The sequence below is a fragment of the Niabella terrae genome, assembly GCF_054783135.1.
In genome coordinates this window covers 83,072-102,421 of sequence record NZ_BAAGRD010000005.1, presented here as the reverse complement: position 1 = coordinate 102,421, position 19,350 = coordinate 83,072, and the positions used below count along the sequence as shown (strand labels likewise).

11 protein-coding genes are annotated in these 19,350 nt (G+C 44.8%); all 11 read right to left on the bottom strand.

Features of this window, described 5'->3' with window-relative positions:
• Window positions 1-20: 20 nt before the first annotated feature.
• The 11 genes from ACYVI9_RS06370 to ACYVI9_RS06320 all read right to left on the bottom strand — a co-directional run bounded on the left by ACYVI9_RS06370 (window position 21) and on the right by ACYVI9_RS06320 (window position 19,338).
• Window positions 21-2,048 carry a M60 family metallopeptidase gene (locus ACYVI9_RS06370; protein ID WP_460762181.1) on the bottom strand — a complete coding sequence of 676 codons (2,028 nt, stop codon included), beginning with the start codon at window positions 2,046-2,048 and terminating at the stop codon, window positions 21-23.
• Window positions 2,049-2,059: 11 nt separating this feature from the next.
• Window positions 2,060-3,880, bottom strand: a complete 1,821-nt coding sequence (locus ACYVI9_RS06365) for an alkaline phosphatase family protein (protein WP_460762178.1) — start codon at window positions 3,878-3,880, stop codon at window positions 2,060-2,062.
• A gap of 59 nt (window positions 3,881-3,939) precedes the next feature.
• Entirely contained in the window at window positions 3,940-5,589 is a 1,650-nt protein-coding gene (locus ACYVI9_RS06360; RefSeq protein WP_460762175.1) for a DUF5008 domain-containing protein, read from the bottom strand.
• 16 nt (window positions 5,590-5,605) lie between these two features.
• A complete protein-coding gene (locus ACYVI9_RS06355) occupies window positions 5,606-6,340 on the bottom strand; it encodes a hypothetical protein (RefSeq protein WP_460762172.1) in 735 nt (244 codons plus the stop codon).
• Window positions 6,341-6,350: 10 nt separating this feature from the next.
• On the bottom strand, window positions 6,351-7,892 hold the full coding sequence (locus tag ACYVI9_RS06350; RefSeq protein ID WP_460762170.1) for a RagB/SusD family nutrient uptake outer membrane protein: 1,542 nt from the start codon (window positions 7,890-7,892) through the stop codon (window positions 6,351-6,353).
• Between the two features lie 20 nt (window positions 7,893-7,912).
• A complete protein-coding gene (locus tag ACYVI9_RS06345) occupies window positions 7,913-11,101 on the bottom strand; it encodes a SusC/RagA family TonB-linked outer membrane protein (protein ID WP_460762167.1) in 3,189 nt (1,062 codons plus the stop codon).
• Window positions 11,102-11,139: 38 nt separating this feature from the next.
• On the bottom strand, window positions 11,140-12,171 hold the full coding sequence (locus tag ACYVI9_RS06340; protein ID WP_460762164.1) for a DUF5007 domain-containing protein: 1,032 nt from the start codon (window positions 12,169-12,171) through the stop codon (window positions 11,140-11,142).
• A gap of 28 nt (window positions 12,172-12,199) precedes the next feature.
• Complete coding sequence (locus tag ACYVI9_RS06335; protein ID WP_460762161.1) at window positions 12,200-12,880, bottom strand: hypothetical protein; 681 nt, start codon at window positions 12,878-12,880, stop codon at window positions 12,200-12,202.
• Window positions 12,881-12,892: 12 nt separating this feature from the next.
• Complete coding sequence (locus ACYVI9_RS06330) at window positions 12,893-14,440, bottom strand: RagB/SusD family nutrient uptake outer membrane protein (RefSeq protein WP_460762159.1); 1,548 nt, start codon at window positions 14,438-14,440, stop codon at window positions 12,893-12,895.
• Window positions 14,441-14,470: 30 nt separating this feature from the next.
• Entirely contained in the window at window positions 14,471-17,401 is a 2,931-nt protein-coding gene (locus ACYVI9_RS06325; RefSeq protein WP_460762156.1) for a TonB-dependent receptor plug domain-containing protein, read from the bottom strand.
• A gap of 563 nt (window positions 17,402-17,964) precedes the next feature.
• Window positions 17,965-19,338: an RsmF rRNA methyltransferase first C-terminal domain-containing protein gene (locus ACYVI9_RS06320; RefSeq protein WP_460762153.1), complete on the bottom strand. Its 1,374-nt coding sequence runs from the start codon at window positions 19,336-19,338 to the stop codon at window positions 17,965-17,967.
• Window positions 19,339-19,350 lie beyond the last annotated feature (12 nt).

Below are 19,350 nucleotides of genomic sequence, written 5' to 3'. Positions count from 1 at the left end.
AAGGACCTCCTTTCAAGTTATTACGGTTCAACGGCAAATTCTCCAATTGCCAGAAAATTCGTTCCATCGCCGTCAGCGGCACTTTCCACACGGATTCTCACGTATCTGGCACTTATAGTGGTACCCAGATCCAGGTTGATATATCCTGTCACTTTGGGTAATGTGAACGGACTTCCGGGAATTTCTGTCCAGTTATCATTATCATTACTGTAATCAAAATGCACCAAATTGGCTGTGCGGGTCAATGATTGCCGATGTGCATATTTTATACGGGAGAATGTAAGCGGCATACCAAAAAGCCTGCCTATGTCCACCACCAGCATATGCGGTGGCGTTGCGGAAGCTGCAGCCCACTGGGAGTGCCAGAATGAATTAATGTTGCCGTCAATCAGGAAAATGGCCTTGCCGTTGGACGCGCCTTCTCCAGATGGCTCTTCCGAAGTGAAACTCTCAATGGCCCAATTAGCTGGCGAATACAGATCTACGTTCACTGTACCTACATTGCTGGCATCTCGTGTAGCAGGATTGTAGTTCCATATCTCCTTATCCATGATCGGATAACGGCCAAACATACCGGCCGAAGCAATATTACTGATCTGAATTCCCCAGGCATTAAAGAACAAGCGCCAGTCCATTTTTGTATACTCGCAAAGATTCGTATAAACAAAATCATGTTTGAGAATATCGCTGGTCGGGGGCCGTACACTGCGTCGGCCCTGCTGATATAAATAAGTCATGAATCCCCAGCCATCATTCGGGCTGTTATTCACACCTGGCATATTGGGCTTCACGAAATCAAAAATCTGAAGGAAAGGCGTCATTCTTCTGAAGGGATCATCGATGGCTTCATTGGAACCATCAAAATTCTTACCACCGGAGGAATTGGCAAATGCTATTGCCGCATCGAATGTCTCTACCAGTTGCGCAGACCAGCTGTCATGTTTTGCGGGCCAGGCATTGGGATATCCAGAAAGTTCATTTCGTCTGGCGAGTTTATAATTAAAAAGGTTATTGGTGGTTTCACCCAGCGTACTCCAACTCCATACACTCATTTGGGCGTTATGTCCGATTTCATGGTAAATCCCCCAGGCATTGGAGCCTTTCAGCCAGGTAAGATCGGAACAGAAGCTGAACCAGTGATAATCGTTGGTGACGACTATTGGGCTACCATTATGGCCATAGCCCACCGAAGGCTGGATATCAAATACTACCCGATACGGTAGCGCCGGCGATTCATCCACTTCGTCAGAAGCCTGTTCCACCAGCCCCATCCAGCCGAAAAAATCTTCCCGGATGGCGGTTTCCCATTCTTCCATCAAAGCCTGCGGATCCTCAATACGCTGGTTCAGGCAGAATTCCCTGGAAACTACAAAAACGATATACTTACTCCGAAGTTCCAGCCAGGGCACACAGGAATTCTGAATTTTCTGCTGCCACGCTGCATTGGTTGTCTTACCCAGTACAAAATCCGGAGAAGCATTCACCCGTTCAAACTTAAAAGTAAGCGGGGTGCTAATGGGTCTGGAAGGAACAATATAAATATGTCCTCCGTAGAGATTTCGAACCCTGTTGACACCTGGCGACAATGCTTTTCTCTCTACTATTCTGGGGTCGCGCAAAAGCGGTTCTTCTGCTTCTTTTGCGGTAAGATCGTCAGTCCATGCGCCTACCTGAACACTCAGAGAATACTCACCTTCTGGAACAATGATCGTCACCAGGTCTCCCGGAGCAGCATAAAGGCCTGTGCTGAACAAAGGCGTTGGAGGAACACTAATCCGAATCTTGGCGTTCGTCACATAATGATAATTGAGGTCCAGTGTGATCGTCGTATCGATCCGTTCGTTATCACATACCAGACCCGGGAAGACCCTGGCTTTAGCATACTTACTTGTATTGGTCAGCTGAGTTGAAGTGTCAACTTCCAGATTCGTGGAATCCAGCCCGTTCTGATTGAACCCGTAATTATAATCTCCCAGATCCGGTTTGCAGGAATACACACCCACACAGATCAGACAAATAAACGCTGCTTTGTAAACCCAATATTTCATGTTCAGATTATTTAATTTGATATATCAATATATTTTGGCAGGTATACCTTACCATCGAGTCCCCAGGAGGTGGCAGGAGGCATTCCCAGCCAGCTGTAGATCTGATATGTCACATCCACGGTATTCATCATTTCCTTGTAGGTAGTTTCGCTGAGCTGTGGACATACTTTGTTGGAAGTTTCGTTTATTTCCACAAAATTCCCATCTGCCCCCGCTTCCAGAATGTCCAGTGATGTATTGTCACTAGCGGCCAGGTTCGGATAATAAAAACTGCTACCATCTTTTGCTATTTCGGTTCCTTTCCAAAAGCCCAGGAGATTAATATAATAGGGGTCGGATTCAGCAATTTCAACAGCACAATAGTTATTTTGTATGTACTGATCAGTCAAAGCTGTATTGTAAATCCGGATATCGGTCACCCGCAGTACGGTAGTAGCCCAGGAATCGCTGGATTGGGTGCCATAAGTTGCATTTACAATGGGATTAGGCACCGATAATTTAGTCATGCCAACACATAAAGGGGATTCAGTATTGAACGAAGCCGTAATACCAGGAATCTCACCAATGATGTTACCATCCATATAGAACAGTCCGGTATAGGAGGTGCCAGACGTACTCCTTCTCTTAACAAAAGTCAGGGTATGCCAATAATCATCGGCAACGTCGGTGGGACCGGTAACCTGAGAGATGAGCGAACCACCATCTCCTGAGCGGAGCGCAAGTGCGGGTCGGTTGCCGGTTATCGTGAATGTAATCCCGGCTGCATTATTATCCGAGCTGCGCCTGAAGCCCAGAAAACCACAGCTGATATAGCCATAGCTGCCATTGGCACTTTTAGGCAGACGGACTTTACACTGCATGGTAAACTCGTCTTCTTCACCAAATATAGAATTACTATAACTCAGCGAAGCCAGGGCGCTGCGGTCGGCGATATTCGCATTTCCGGATTTAACATTGTAGGTTTGGCCGACATAAGGATTTACACCTGTTGGCTTTTTTATCTGGCGTCCTACAAATCTGGGATTGTACAGCATAATGAAAGTATTATGCATTTTATCACTAAAAGCATCCCAGGCTGTTCCAGCCGGCTGGTACCGGGTATTCGAACCTTTGCCGGAACTCACAACTACCAGCCACTCCTCTTTGTCATAATTCTTGCGTTGCTGGATAGTCTGAACCAAGGAACCAATATAGGCGTCTATACGGTTAATGGCCTGTTTATAAGTCGGCGTAGCAGCGGTATAATCCGTTGCCGAACCCGCACTGTCCACACCCGAAAACTGTACAACAGCCAGATCCGGGTTTTCAGATTGCAGCAGCTCCTTCGCCTTACTAAAAGCCTGTGCATCCTGCTGTGCGAAAACATAGGTCTGTGTTGCATCCTTGAGCAGTTCGTCCTTTAGTGACTGACTGGTGGTTATGCCAATAGTAGTAAGGGCGGGCTTCAGCTGTTTCATTCTGCTAATCAGCGGCGGATACAGATCCAATTCTCCTTCGTCGAAATCTCCGGTAACCTGGTGCTTTGCAGCTCTTACGCCTGTTAACAGGCTTGTCCAGCCGTAGGCATTGCTAACACTGTCATCAATATAGGAATTAATGGCATCATAGCTGAATATCGCATTGGGTACATAAGATGTCAAATGCACAGGTGATGCAGCCTTTACTTCGGCTCCGACCAGACCATCAACTATCACTAATAGAACTTTGTTTCCTGCCCGGGCAGTATCGGTTGTATTCAGGGGAGAATTCAGGCTATAATCCGCTGTTTTATTACAGGAGGCAGTCAAAAACCCGGCCATCACAACGATCAACCATTTAGTAATCCGCATCATTGAACTAATTTTATCCTTAAAAAATCTGATTCATTTGTATCTGTTAGAAGTCTTTTTATTTACTCCAGAAAATTAACTTTCAGGAAATTACCCACTTCTATATTGTCGAACCTCGAGAAACGTCCGGTCAGGAATAAGCTGGTGAGTCCGGTATTGGCATCCGCTTGTTCCAGGATGCCGGTTAACGCGCCACTGAACAAACCAAAACGGTTATACTCCGGAATCAGGTTCCCGCTTGCATCCAGAAACATCAGACCCGGACGTACCTGATTATTATAATGGGTAAAAGAACCTGATACGACTATAATATTCTTGAAATTCAGCTGCTGGGCAAAATTTACGAGCCCACCCGTTATTTGTTTAAACTGGAAATTATTGTCCAGGCTGCCGTCGGGATTGAGCATCGCCACACCATTGACGGCAACGCCGTTATAAGTGGTAAATGGACCTGCGATCAGAACCTTCCCGGTGGCCGGGTTATACTTAACTGAGCTTACATCTCCGTTGGGACCTACACCACCCGGGTTAAACGAAGCATCAACAGTACCGTCGCTGGCCTTGATCCGGGCCAGATAACGCGCAGCTACACCATGGATAGCAGTAAAGTTACCTGCCAGCAGTATATCATCGCCCGGCAGCATTGCCGCATCCAGAATATTTCCGGTAGCGCCATCTCCGCCTCTTTTAGTAGCTGGATTATAATTATAAGTAGAGTCAAAACTACCGTCCTGATTCATCCGTACGTTTACCGGTGTTACGATCAGATCAGTATAGTAGCTGGTGGCTGTAGACGCCGGGTAAAAAACGGAGCTGTAGACGTAGAAGTTCCCTACTACCACAATTTTGCCATCACTGTCCACAAATGCCTTTACCACATCCCCAGCCGTAACGCCTCCATTGAAAGTACTGACGGTATCTTTATCCCCGTTAGGATTTTCTGCAGGATTGGAATTAATAATATCAACGATTGTCGTATCCAGCAGGCCTTCCTGATAAACAACGGCCATATTGTTGATATTGTCGAAGCGCCGGTCCAACGCATCATTGGACTCATCATAAAAAATACTATTAAAACCTCCGGCAACAAAATAGCGGCCACCGTTTAAAGGGATCATACTCCGGACGCCGGTCCCGTCAAATACCCGACTCATTAAGTACTGATTATCCGAGTAATTTCCATCAGCATTTATATTCACAACACCCCGGATCGGAACAGTTATCGACGCTTTATTATTAAAATCGGAAAACGTACCGTAAACATAGTACCCATTCGGACTCGGAACGATGCCATAAGTTGTGCCAACGGCTTGTGAACCAGCGGTAGAAAAATTAGGATCAATCTCGATACTGCCATTGATTTTAATAAGTGGGCCAAAGTAGGTCTTGTCTGCAACCTTGATAGAAGCGTTCCCGGTAATAGCTGTTTGAGGTATTCTTACTGTTACACTATTATTATCCAACGCCACCACTTCGGCTTCTGCATCATTGATATAAAATTTAAACTGGCCGGCATAGGCATCAAGTCCTGCGATAGTAAACTTAACAGTGCCACCCACATTACTGTTTGCCGGAATCGGCTTGTCCGAGGAAAATTGAATGGCAGGGCGCTCGCCAGGCGGATACACCGGTTCAGCCAGTACTACGTCCTTGGTACAGGAGCTTATTGCCATCAGCAACAGGAAACCAAACGCAAAACTTCTTATAAGCATTGTATACATCGTTTTATTAATCATTGTAATAAGCCACATCCTGAGAAAACTCATTTTCATCAAAACCAAAAACATGCAACAACATACTCAATACATGTACATAACCGTTTTTGGGCTTGATGTTTACCGAAGAAACTACTGCCGACCTCCAGGTATCATACTCGGTGGGACTGAACGGACTTGTTAAATAGGAAATCGTGAGAAAGCGATAGCCTCCATATTTAATGGTGGTGGTAGTCCCCGTCGCCTCGTTCTTATTGACCAGATCGGTATAAACTGACCCGATATTCATCTGTTCACCCGAATAAGATGTATACATCTGACCGGGATAGGAAGTAATATTCGCGAAATCGATCTGAGAAAAATCATTGAGTCCACGGGCAAATTCAAATATATACCGACCCAGGTATTTTTTCCAGATGGAAGGAGCTACATCGGAGATCTTATACAACCTTGGCTTTCCCACCCGTTCTCTGTAGTCATTAGCTATCTCCATAGCAGCCCGGATGGAGGAATCGGTCGGTGCAAAAAAAGTTATGTTTTCCTGGTTCAGTACTGTTTCGTAATCTGCCATTTTAATAATTCTGACAAGACTGTCAAAATACTCCGGCTTGGACTCCAGGTACTGCATAACCGTTCCATTGTACTCCGGATTCAGTGTACCGGTGTCCTCGTAATAATCTTTTTTACTGCAACTGAAAATCAACGTAGTAGCAGCCAGAACCAGGGTACCAATAATTCTTAATTTCATTTTATTCATTTTATTCCCAATAGGTATTCAATGTCATTCCGGGATTGTTTTCAAGTGCCTTCTCATCAATTGGCCAGGTCCAGCAACCCGCGTTAAACTGAGAGAGCGTCGCTCTGTATCCGTAAGGGTTGGTCAAAATCCTTTTGGTTCTTATCAGGTCAAACCACCAATGCCCTTCTCCCATCAGTTCGCGGCAACGTTCCAGATACAGATCTTCCTTTAAATCATCGCCCGAATTGGTCAGTCGGGGCGCATTAGCCCTGTCTCTTACCAGTTGCGCTACCTCTATCGCCTCGTCATCCCTTCCCAGATCCGCCAAAGCTTCTGCATACAAAAGAATCGCATCTGTGTACCGAAATACCGTTAAGCTCGCGTCAAATGTCCCGTTGTCCGGATTGTTTTCATCTATGCTCAACTGAAATTTATACATCCGGAACTGGTTGTCCTGGGTGTAGAGTGTGGAAGCCCGGTACCAAACAGTTTTGCGCAGATCGGTTGAAGCATCACTTTGCGGCCATAAATCTTCCATAAACTTTGTCGTATAGAAAATATAAGGATAGGCATAGCTACCGCTTTGTTCGTTGATATGGTCAAAATAAGTACCCCAGCCGAAACTTTCATTATAGCGTCTGTTCTGAGGAATTTCAAACAAGCCTTCCGGTGACCGGCCCTTGAATATCTCACCGGTTTGTTCGATCGGAAGCAACCGGTAGGCGCCTCCATTCTCACTAATTAATTCATTCCCGTAAGCGGTGACTTTTTCATAATACGCCTGCTTATTATCCGCATCAAAAGCTGCCAGCCACATATTCATATGCATCAACAGTGCTAGTGCCGATCCCCTCATCGCTCTGACGGCCACATATACCGGGTCTTCATAAGTCCAGGGGAGTTCCTGATAAACCGATTCCAGGTCGGCGACACAATTCTTTAGCACGGTTACCATCTTGGTTCTTGGTAGCGGATCTGTCTGGTAGGCATTGGTATAATACGGAACATCTCCCCATTGCCGAACCATAATAAAATAAGCAAAGCAACGTAGAAAAATGGATTCTGCTTTATACTTCGTTCTCAGGGCAGCTGTCATATCCGGATCTTTGACATCGTCCACCTTCACGTATTCAATATTCGCAGATGCCACTACTTTATATAGTTTATCCCACTGACTGAACCGCTGCATATTCCACAAATCAAACCAGTAGACATCGCCCGAGCTGGTGGCGTTAAAGAAAGCCCTCAGGTTATTATTAGACAAATAGTCAATATACACCCGACTCCATGCGGTGTTCCGGATGACCGGGGCGCCACGCAGATCTCCGGCAAAAAGAAAGAACGGAAATTCATCTGTACCGCTACCTGCCTGGAGATTCGGGCGGGTAAAACATTCCCGCAATAACTGATATGTACCGTTGGTAAATGCCTCCACATCATCTACAGACTGCCAGAAATTATTTCCCGAGAGACTACTTGGCGGATCCAGGTCCACAAACTTCTTGCAACCACTGAATGTCAGGGTTAACAATAAGACCAGTGCTGTTATAAACTTATACATAGATCGACTCTTTTTCTGTTTTAAAATATTATTCCGATACCTAAAGAATAACTTTTTGCATTCGGATACCCGCCGGATACATCCCGGCCGAGACTGGTAACACTCTCCGGATTCACCCCACTATAATTGGTGATCGTAAATACATTACGCATACTGGCTCTCAGCTGAAACTGGGTCAGGCCATATCGGGAAATCAGCTTTCGGTTGATATTGTACATTAATGAAATACTGTTCATTTTCACATAGGAACCATCTTCCAGGTACAGGGTTTGATTGGGTCGAAATGTTCCCAAACTATTCGAGCGTACATAGTCATAGGGGTTGGGGTAAACAGCTCCCACCGTACCATTGTCGAGGTCGCCATTATTGGGTTTCCAGTAATTATAATCACTGATGCTTTGGCGCGCATTGAGTGCATAAGGACTAGTATAGGCCGCCATGCGCGAAGCCAGCACCTGATTGATAATATCTCTTTTCAGGGTAAAAGCAATACTAAAATTCAGGACAAAATCCTTGTAGGTTAAACTGGGGTTAAATCCCCCGTTGATCAGCGGTATCGGATTACCCACCGGAACCAGATCATTATCATCAATAACATAGTCACCATTGATATCCACCCAGATGGGGTCTCCCGCCTTAAAGAACATATTATTATTCCGGCCATATTGCAACCGTAATCCTGTGTTCGGATCCACCGGCACATCATCCGTGGAAGCATAGACACCTTTATTAATCAGCATAATATTGGTAAACTGCGACAATCCAATCCGCTGCAAAACCGGCAGGCTCATCGTCCCATCAGTGATACTTTGCGTCCGCTCCCTTAACCCGCCAGGAAGTTTTACCAATGTTGATTTATCTATGGCAAAGTTGGTATTCAGGAAAATTCTCAGGTCTTCCCGGTTGAGAATGACAAAATCGCCGGTAAATTCAAAACCCCGGTTCACCACAGAAGCGCCGTTCAGGACATACTTACCAAATGCGGTGGTATTGTTGAGTTGAATATCGGTCAGCTGGTTTTCAGTGGTTTTATAATAGGCATCCAGCGTCACCCGCACATTATTACTAAACAATCCGATATCCAGACCTCCATTTAAGTAAGTAACCACCTGGGGAGAAAAATCAACATTCGGAATCGAATTAAAATCCAAAGTCACCGTCGGGTTATTATTATAGGGAGCACCCACGATATATTTACCGTATACATTAAAGATATCGCCCACCGGTGTTGTTACCTGTCCCCAACTACCTCGTATGGCACCCTCAGATAACCAGGCAGCATCTTCAAACCATTTCTCCCGGAAGAAATTCCAGCGGCCTGACACAGAAGGTGAATGCACCCAGCCCCGGGTCGGACCATTACTGGACGAGAGATCCACCCGATAATCCACCGAGAATATATACTTCTTATCAAAACTGTAAAACATGGATCCCCCATAACCAATCATACGGGTCTCTTTGACCGGATTAACTACATTTCCATTTCCATCTAAAGATCCGATAGCTCCCTGAGAACTGCCCCATTCATAGCCCAGCGGTCCCTTGATCTGGTCATTGGCGGTTCCCGCCAGGCGAACATTATAATATTTGGAACCAAAGGCATTCAATTCGGAAAATACAAAAGGTGCAAACGAATGTTTCCCCGCTTCTTTATTATACTTCAGTACACTCCGGTTATTGATCGTGTAATTTCGATCATCCAAAAACCGGACATCTGCGGCACTTCCGGATAAAGCTGAGGGGATAAACAGGTTGTTATTGTTGGTATTATAATTATAACTAAAAGCATTCTGAGCAGTCAAACCATCGATAAAGGTATACTGCACATCCAGATTACCGGAAATGCTGTTGGCCCGGTTTTGATTATTCTTCGTATCAGGGCCTGCAGCGGCACTGTTTACATCATAGAGCGTAGGCGGAGGCAACAGGGAAGATGTGGCTGCCGAACTTGCGATACCCGACTGCAGTCCATCGACACTGGTCCCGTTTCCCCGTACCCCGTAGCCGGCAGTGATCGTAGCCAGCATCCTGAATTTCGGGTTGGGATTATAACCGGCCTGCATGTTCAATGTATAACGTTCAAAATCCGTATTCTTTACAATCCCCTTCTCTGAATAATAGTTCAGGTTGGTTTTATAATTGAACTTCATGTCGCCACCTGAAATCTGAATATTATGGGTTTGGTTGGCGGAAGGCCGGTAGTAAACATCCTGCCAGTTCGTCGAATTATTGAAGTAGGGATTCAGACTATCTGCAAGAAAGAAAGACTGATTCACCAGTGCTTTCAGTGTTTCAAGACGGGTAGTATCGTAAGCCAGAATGGTATTGATCCGCATATTTCTCTCCTCAACACCTCCGATGGTCGGGAGTAATCTGGGCGGACGGTTTACAAAAAAATCTGCACGGTAGTTGACCTGGGGTATTCTGGAACGACCTCTTTTGGTAGTTACAATAATCACCCCGTTGGCAGCTCTTGAACCGTACAAAGACATCGCTGCCGCATCTTTCAGGATATCAAAAGATTCAATATCATCAGGTGGGATTAGTGACAGCGGATTTACGTTATTTGCAGTAGTATTATTATTATAACTGTAGTTACTGTTGATATCCACGGGGACACCGTCAATGATAAACAATGGCGAAGAGGGTGTCAAAAATCCATCGCTGGAAACGCCAATCTGGGAAGTACCCCGAATGGTAATCGTACCTACAGCACCGGGAGAGCCGGCATTATTCTGGATATTCAACCCTGCAGCCCGCCCTTGTAAAAGGTCCACAAAGGAAGACGCCGGAACATTCTTTACCACATCACCACTCACCCTCGTGGAAGCTCCTGTTTTTAAATCACGGTTCCTTTCGCTGAAAGCCTGTACAATAACCTCATCATCTTTTCCGCCTTGTTTGGGAGAAAGTTCAATCAGCAGCGGTCCTGTAGTCTTTATTGCCATTTTGTAACTGTCATATCCGGCATAAGTAAATAGAATAGTGGTGCCTTGGGGAGCCGTAATCGTAAAAGCACCCTCAGCATCTGTGGTCCCCAGGTGATTATCATCTTTTAAAGTGGCTATATTCACATAGGCAAGTCCACTTTTACTATTCAAATCCACGACCTTACCGGTAACTGTAATATTATTCTGAGCGATCGTACCCGTCGCCAGCATAATAAATAAGCCAGATAAGATTAAAAATTTATTGCTGAAAGTTATCATCACGAAATGTTTTGGATATTTTATGAAGTAATAAGCCGTTAGTCGAACTTGGGATTGAAAATGCTGAATCGGAAGATTATCTCCCAGTTGCCGGGTTCATATATCGCAAAGTTCAACCCGAAATAGTTCTCCTCTATCGCGTTTCCAAATCCAAGGGAGCGGTATCGGAACATCACCCTGTTTAACAAACCACCATTGGAAGTATACTTCGTTGGTATCCGGGCCAGTGGTATTGGATAAGCCACATCATAACTCACTCCAGTAGCCGTTTTTTCCATATTAAACCCATGCACCAGTCCAGGCCAGTCAGTATCGGTGAATTTGTCAGGATTAATAAAATTATTATCCCGATCCAGAAAACGGAAGGTTAGCTTGTTCTCGTTACCATCCATGATCTTGTTGAAGGTGACATCAATCGCAAAATTTCCCATATACATGTTTGCAAGTGATGTATCTACCTGTACATTGATAATATCATTCGGGTGTACGTAAGGAGAAGTCTGCATACCGGTGTAGGCATCAAAACTATTGGGTTCATAAGCTACTTCGCGTAGCGGTTGTAACTGCAGGTCCTGAAAATATCTCCGACCTCCGCTATTGGAAACTTCGATATCAAACAGATAACCCGAATCAGGTAAGGCCCTGATAAAATTAGAATTGGCGGTATTCCAGAAAATAAGGTCGCCCGAATGTTCCCCTATCTCGAATACTGGTCGATTCTGTATTTCTCTTTTTGCTTCAATTTCTTCCAGAGAGGTTTCTTCACCAGTATATGCATGGGACCATACCTTCACCGGCACTACAGTCCGTAATTCAGGAGCATCGTCTCCACTCCTCCGTCTCAGATTCACAAGTTTAAAAGTGGCCGGATAGGAAGTACTCAACTTGGAGAAGATATTCGAATAAACGGAATTTCGACCTAAGACAGGCGTGTAGGTCTTTACCGGAATTTCCGAATCTATACCAATATTTTCCCTTGCATCCGGTAAATATTTGTCACAGGAAACCATCACAACCGGCAGGAGCAGGAATAATAATAATGTTCGGTTATTGCTGAAAATCTGTATCATATTTTTCAATCGATAAAAGTTAAAAGATTCAGTCCTTGTTGACATTCATGATAAAATCAGTACCAAATCCGAAAATATGGTTGGCCGGCAGGTAGTTAATTATGGCGTTACTGGTCAAAACGTCAACCGTTGTGGTCCCTACCCGTATCCAGTTATTAATATCCAGTGAATTATTGGTATCGCTGAACAATAAAGATTTGGGGCCGCCACCGACAAAACCCGACGCGTCAGTCGATACATACTGCAAGTGCATATCATAATCATACAGAACACTGGGTACCCGGATACCATCAGAAGAAACCGAAATATCGGCAGTGGTATACTTATCCACCACAATATACCTTGCCAAGTACCTTTGCAACATCGAAGTATCGATCGTACTAATGTTCAATGCTGGCAGCGCAGGAACAGAGTCTGCGCGGGCACTATTAAGGTTCTGAAAAGACAAAGTGAAAGATCGATTGGCAAGTGCAAACACCGTCACATCATTTTTACTCATAAATTCTTTCAAATCAGGGCATCTGTCCAGTGCCAGGAGCAGCGAATCATAGCTTCCGGGGGGTTGGCTTTGAAAATAATCATAAGCATTCCCGTCAAACACGTTCAGCTCATTTTCGTAATTCTTATAAGTATCATCAGTTTTCTCGCAGGAGCTCAGAGAAAACATAATGCCCATAATCATAATAAACAGAAAATTGTACAGCTTCATCTTGTCATTATTTTAATTCCAGTAGTCGTTTTGATTCAATGTTCCGTTCCGTTCGATAACATTCTTGGATAGCGGCCAGTAAATACCTTCCGTACTGATCAGCATTTCCATCTCAGGACGATCTTTCAGTAACCTGGTTCTCCTGATCTGATCAAACCAATGCCATCCCTCGCCCATCAACTCACGGGTTCTTTCCAAAAATATTTTCTCAAGCAAATCTTCCCGGCCTGTATATGAAGTGGCATTCAGGCCCCTTAGTACCCGAACTTCATTTAACAACTGAACGGATTCGTTTAATCTGTTTACAGCCGCAAATGCTTCGGCCCGTAACAGCTTGATTTCTTCGAAGCGGGTGAAAATGATGGAAGAGTTGTAGACAACAAAGCGACCATTGGTCACAGAGCTCCCGGCATCAAGAACACGAATCTTTTTAAATACAGGTATTTCACCATTAAAATTCTCAAAGTAAGCATCCCTATAGATGGCAGGTGTCACATCAAAATCCACTCCGAAGCGTTCATCACCATTCTCATTGAATATCGCCAGAATCTGTTCTCTGGGTACAAATAAGCTTGGTAACTGCTTCGACATGGGGAAAACCGGCGTATTCGCCAAAGTGTAATTTTCAATATGACCGTCTGTCGTTGTTTCACCATCGGCTTTGTCGAAACTGAAGCCTACCAGCTGTCGATAGTTATTGGAACCTGCCTGAAACATTCCGGTACCTGCAACAAGTTCATCGGTCTCCACGGGCTCGAGGTTTCCCCGACTCGAATTATTAATGACAAACTCTGTATATACCAATGCTTCAGCATAGTTGCCCTGCCAGGCACTAATATGAGAAAGTATCGCATAGGCACCCAGCCTTGTAATTGGGGCATTCAGCCAAAACCCCGCTGATTTGTTATAATAGTTGGCAGGAAACTTATTCTCCAGGTCTTGACCTGAATACAGATATGGCAGGTCTTTAGCGATCTCTATGAGTTCATTTTCAGCGAACTGGAGCACTACATCTTTATCAGTTCGGGCCACTTCGGGAAAGCCCTGGCCTTCACCTGAAGTGGTAATGAGCGGTACATCACCCCAGATCCGTACCATCAGAAAATAGGCAAAGGCACGTAATGCGCGGGCCTGTGCCACGTCCAGCCGAAAATAATCATCTGTATACCGGATGTCAGTCTTACAATTTCCTACATTCTCAATCAGGCTGTTACAACTGTTAATCGCTGCATAAAATTTGGTCCAGTCAGATGCACTGACAATGGAAGGATATCCTGCAGTCAGCTCATTGGAAATAACAGCTGCGAGATCGGGACTGTTGATGGCGGAAAACACACCGCTTCTAAACTCTCCATATAGCCAATAAGCATTGTTATTTGCCACAGCAGTTCTAAATAAAGCATAGCTTCCAAGAATACCACCTCTTGCGTCCTCAAGTGTTTTCCAGGCATTCTTCTGATATACTACTGAGGAAGCGTCTATGTCTAACTTTTTATTACAGGAAACAGACATCAAAACTGCAACGAGCAGCAAAGCACTCAATAAAGTTGTTTGTCGCATTTTCTTTAGCATATTGTATTACTTCAATCTTTATAAATCAATTCTAACACCAAGCGTGACAGTACGCACCAAAGGCAGGGCCTTGCCGTCATATATACCCTGATAATTGATCAGCTCCGGATCGTCCCCCTTAAACTTTGTAAATGTGAGCAGGTTATTGCCAATCAGATACACCTGCGCCTTTTTAATCAATCGGTCGTTGGTAGGAATGCTATAGGCCAGTGTCGCCGAACGCAGTTTAATATAAGAGGCGTCCTGCATGAAAAGATCCTGGTTCAACTGAAACGGCACCAGACTACTCCAGGGGTTATACTGTGGATAACCGGAAAGGTCCTCACCCTTCTGCCAGAAAGTAATTTCTTTAACGGAACTCAAAGCCTTCGTAAAATCACTATTGACAAAATCAAGTCTGGAGGCTGCATACTGATTCAAGTATTTCTGTCCCGCTGCAAAATAGAATTGCAAATCAAGAGAGAGACCCTTATAATCCAGGCGTGTGCCAAATCCTCCAAACTGTTTGGGCATGTAGTTGCCCATTAATACGCGATCGGCATTATTGACATCAAAATCTCCATTGGTATCAACCCAGCGTGCGTCCCCGGCACCGAATGTCACACCATTATAAGTAAGCGGCTTCCCTGTCGCGGGATTCTGGGGCACATCGGCGTCACTGTTGTAAATCCCTTCATTTTTATAGAGCCAGAGTGCATCGACCCTTTCTCCCACTTTCAGCTTCGAGTTCGCAACAATGATCTCGGATCGACCGTTGGGCAGCGCGACCAGTTTGTTGGCATTAAAACTTATGTTACCGTTCAATGACCAATTGATTCCTCTTTGATTCTTGATAATCAGCGCATTTAACGAGAAATCCAACCCGCGATTGTTAACTTCCAATCCCGATAAATACTGTCCTTCATAGCCCCATTCTGCCGGAGTGGGGACCAACAAAGCGCCATTTTTGTCATTTCTGTTATAGAACTCAATGGCGTAGTTAACCCGGTTACCCAGCAACGAGTGCTGAATACCGATATTCATTTTTTCGTAATAAGCCCAGGGTAGATCATTTCCGACCCATCCAAAGTTATAGGGTCTTGCGAGCGCAGGGAGCCCCAGATAAGTGCCCAGGGTAGGCTCATTGGACCAGCCGACATAGGATGAATAAATCGGACCATTAGAAAACCGGTCATCGGAAATGACTTTTCCTATCCGCCCATACCCTGCGAAAAGGCGCATACCTGCACGTTCGAGTTGCAGTTGTTTTCCTAGATCGTATTCGACACTCCCCGAATAACCTGTTATCCAGCGATTGTCCAGGTCCTTGGTCGAAGAACCGTCTCTCCTGACGACCGCATTCACGAATAATACATCATTATAGCTGTATGCTGCTTCACCGGAATATGTCAACAGGGCAGTAGATATACGATTGGGGTAGTAGTAACTGATATAAGCAGCTTCGTCGGAATTATTGTGATAAAGATTTATCTTAATAAAATCATTGGGACCATTATACCCAATCGCGTACTTGTAACGGTACATATCCGTGACATAGGATTGACGTGCAGTAAGTTTCAGCCGGTGCGGCCCGGTAAATTCGAACTCATTGGAAACTGCGTTCGAAATCAGTACCCGTTGGTTAATACCTAGATAGTGAGATACGAAATTATTTTTTTCCAACAGGGTTTGCGGCCAGAACGCATCTCTGGTAATATCGCTGTAATCAACCATCAACGAAGAATGCAGTTGTAATGTTTTGTACCTGGCAGTTAATGTAAAATATGATTGAAAACTATTATTTACATTATCATCAATAGCCTTATCAAATTCATGCAGGTATTCATCATAGAGCACTTTATTGGGCGTCAACGGGTTTGCCAGATCGGGTAAATAGCGCTGTTCCGCCAGTCGCTCCGTAATACTGCGGTTCCGGGTACGATCGAGACGGTTATAGTTGATCATGGAAGAAAAGTTCAGCCATGTCAGCGGCGCCACATTGATAAAAAACGATGCATTATGTCTTTGCAGCGCGGTTCGGTCTGCACTGTTTGCATCTCTCACTGAACTCAGGAATAATCGAAAGTTCGCCCTTTCAGATCCCCCTTCCAGGCTGGCGTCCGCACCATATGTATAAGTAGGCTTGTAATAGGATTCATACCAGTTTGCCGGGCCATAATAGTCAGCATTCGTCGAATCCTTTAAAAATGCCGGCACATTGATCAGGTCTTCGATGCTGGCATATTTATTATAATATGGTTGCCGGAACGCTCGTTCGTAGGCGGAATTCGTAGGCGATATTGCGGGAACGGAAACAAAACCGGAATACAAATTTACACTGCCTTTATTTTGTCCTGCAGAAGCGTTCTTGGTAGTAATCCAAATCGCTCCGTTTGCAGCAAGCGGGCCCAGAGCAGCCAGCGCTGCAGGATCTTTAATCACTTTTATCGACTGGATATTATCGATATGAAAAATAGCCAGATTGTTGGTATTGGTTCCGATACGCGTGTAATCCGTTTTCTGGATCTCGTACGCAAACGGATGATCTCTGGTTAGAGGAATGCCGTTCAGAAATACGGTCGCCTGCTGATCAAATAAATCCTTCTTCGTCAGCAACGGGCCGTTTAAGCCCTGTATGAATATAGGCTGGTCCGTGCCGGGTTCTCCGCTTGGCTCGCTGGTTAATACGCCACTCAATCTTCCTTTTCCCTGTTGCTGAATGGAAACATAGGGTAACATGTTGAGCAGATTGGAATCTCCGTTATTTACAGCCAGCTGGCTGCTTTGAAAAAAAACACCATCCGATCTGTCGGTCCCGATAAAATACTGAGTGGTATCCAGTTCAGGGATGGTATCAGATTCCGGCAGCTTGTTACGCTCCTGAGCATTTGCAACAAATTGAGCAACAAGTAAGAACGCTCCGATCGCAATAAAGCGCCTGCAATCATTTGATGTAATGTATCTTCTCATAATATCCTGTGGGTATGTATAATGTGATCCTATTTAGCAGCTATCTCTGGCTTTAAGAACTGAATCGGCACTTTGCGGAATTTCGTATTATGCGATACATATATTCCAGACAATAACTTCCACTTACGGTCTTTACATTATGCTGTATTATGCACTACATAAAGCCGAAGGCACAAATTTTCGTTTTCATGACTGCTGCGGCAAATTCCGCCTCATCGTGAAACTGGAAAGATTTCTTCTTTTTTTACGATTCTTTGACCAACTTCTGAAAAAAGTTCAGCTAAGCAAGTCATCCGGTTACAAATAGCCAATAAAACAATTCAAATGTTAATTTTTCTCCCAGTCATTTTCACACAGTTCAAAACTCATCGTTTCCTGAAAAGTCGCTCCAGTCTTCGTTTAACTCTTCTCAAATATCAAAAGCCAGAGTCTCAAAGTCTGTCCCAATCAACCTTTATAATATGAAAGTAGTAAAAAACTGGTACCGATGGCTGCGCAACCGTTTGCTCAATTTTGTACTCAGGAAAGCACTGAGTAAGTCAGTTTGGTCGTATTTGTTAAAATTAGGATTTAGCCTTCAATATCCGCCATTCTTTTGGATAATAATTATTGACCCGGTTATCCAATACATTAACCCAGCCCAGGGCCTGCTGGTTCCAGCAAAGCAACTGCCAACCATTTCTGTGATCGGGCAGTTTAATTGAACTTTTTCTTAAAAAAGAAATAGCGGTATCATAGTCTATATCAATTCGGGCGATTTCTTCGGAGTGCAAGCTGCTCATGGCCAAAGCATGCGCTGGCAAAAATTTATGATGTGCCAGGGTTCCCAACTGTGTTCCGGAATAAATGACCCGCAACCCTTCCATCAACAAACTATAGTCTCCAATAAGCGGTACCGGCCAGGCATAAATTGTTCCTTGAATGTCAATGAGGCGGTGGTCAGCCGTGTGAACCCAGGACTGCAGCAGGGGTTCTGATTTTTTAGAAAGCAGCCGCAATTGTTTTCCCGGTTTATAGCGATGGTTTCCCAAACCCTGATTTCTGAAAACTGCCAGAAAAAAGCCTTCTCCTTTAACCTGCTGGGGCCAGAACCGGTATCCGAAATTCCGGTTGGCTGTCACGACCGGTGTAAGCTTCCAGTCTGAAGATGTCTTTAGTTCAACAGATTCCAAAGAATACTGTTCCGATAACCAGTCCAGGATATGTTCGTCTTCCTGGGGGGAGTAGGAGCAGGTTGCATAAATTAATATCCCCTCTGGTTTCAACGCAGGCAGCACATCAGCAAGGATGCGCTGTTGCCGCTGGCTGCATAGCGCTACATTATTCTCACTCCACTCCTCAACCGCCTTCGGGTCCTTGCGGAACAAACCGCTACCGCTGCAAGGCGCATCGACTACAATTACATCAAAATAGCCTTTAAATTTTGAAAAATCACGGGGATCATTATGCGTAACCACAACATTGCCGCTCCCCCATTTGATAATGTTCTCTTTAAGAACAGATACGCGTTGACGAATTACTTCATTGCTGACCAGCATGCTGCTATCATTCAGTAACGACTGTATCAATGTGGATTTTCCGCCGGGTGCGGCACAAAGATCCAGCACCCGCAATGATGACTGAAGATCTACGGTCTGTTTTAGTGCCTGTTCCACAAACATACTGCTGGCATCCTGCACATAGTAAGCACCTGCATGAAACAAGGGATCAAAAGTAAAAGAAGGGCGTTCAGAAAGGTAATAGCCATCGCGTGTCCAGGGTATAGTATCAGTGTCCAGGCCGCGGGATTCCCAATGCTGTAACACAATGGACGGTTTCCGCGGATTCAAACGCACCGAGGTTACCGGTGATTTCAGATCGTGTGCAGCGAGAAATTCGGATTCATTATATCCGGGCAATCCGCGCAGGGACTGCAAAAACGGCTGGGGTAAATTCACCGGGCAAAATTA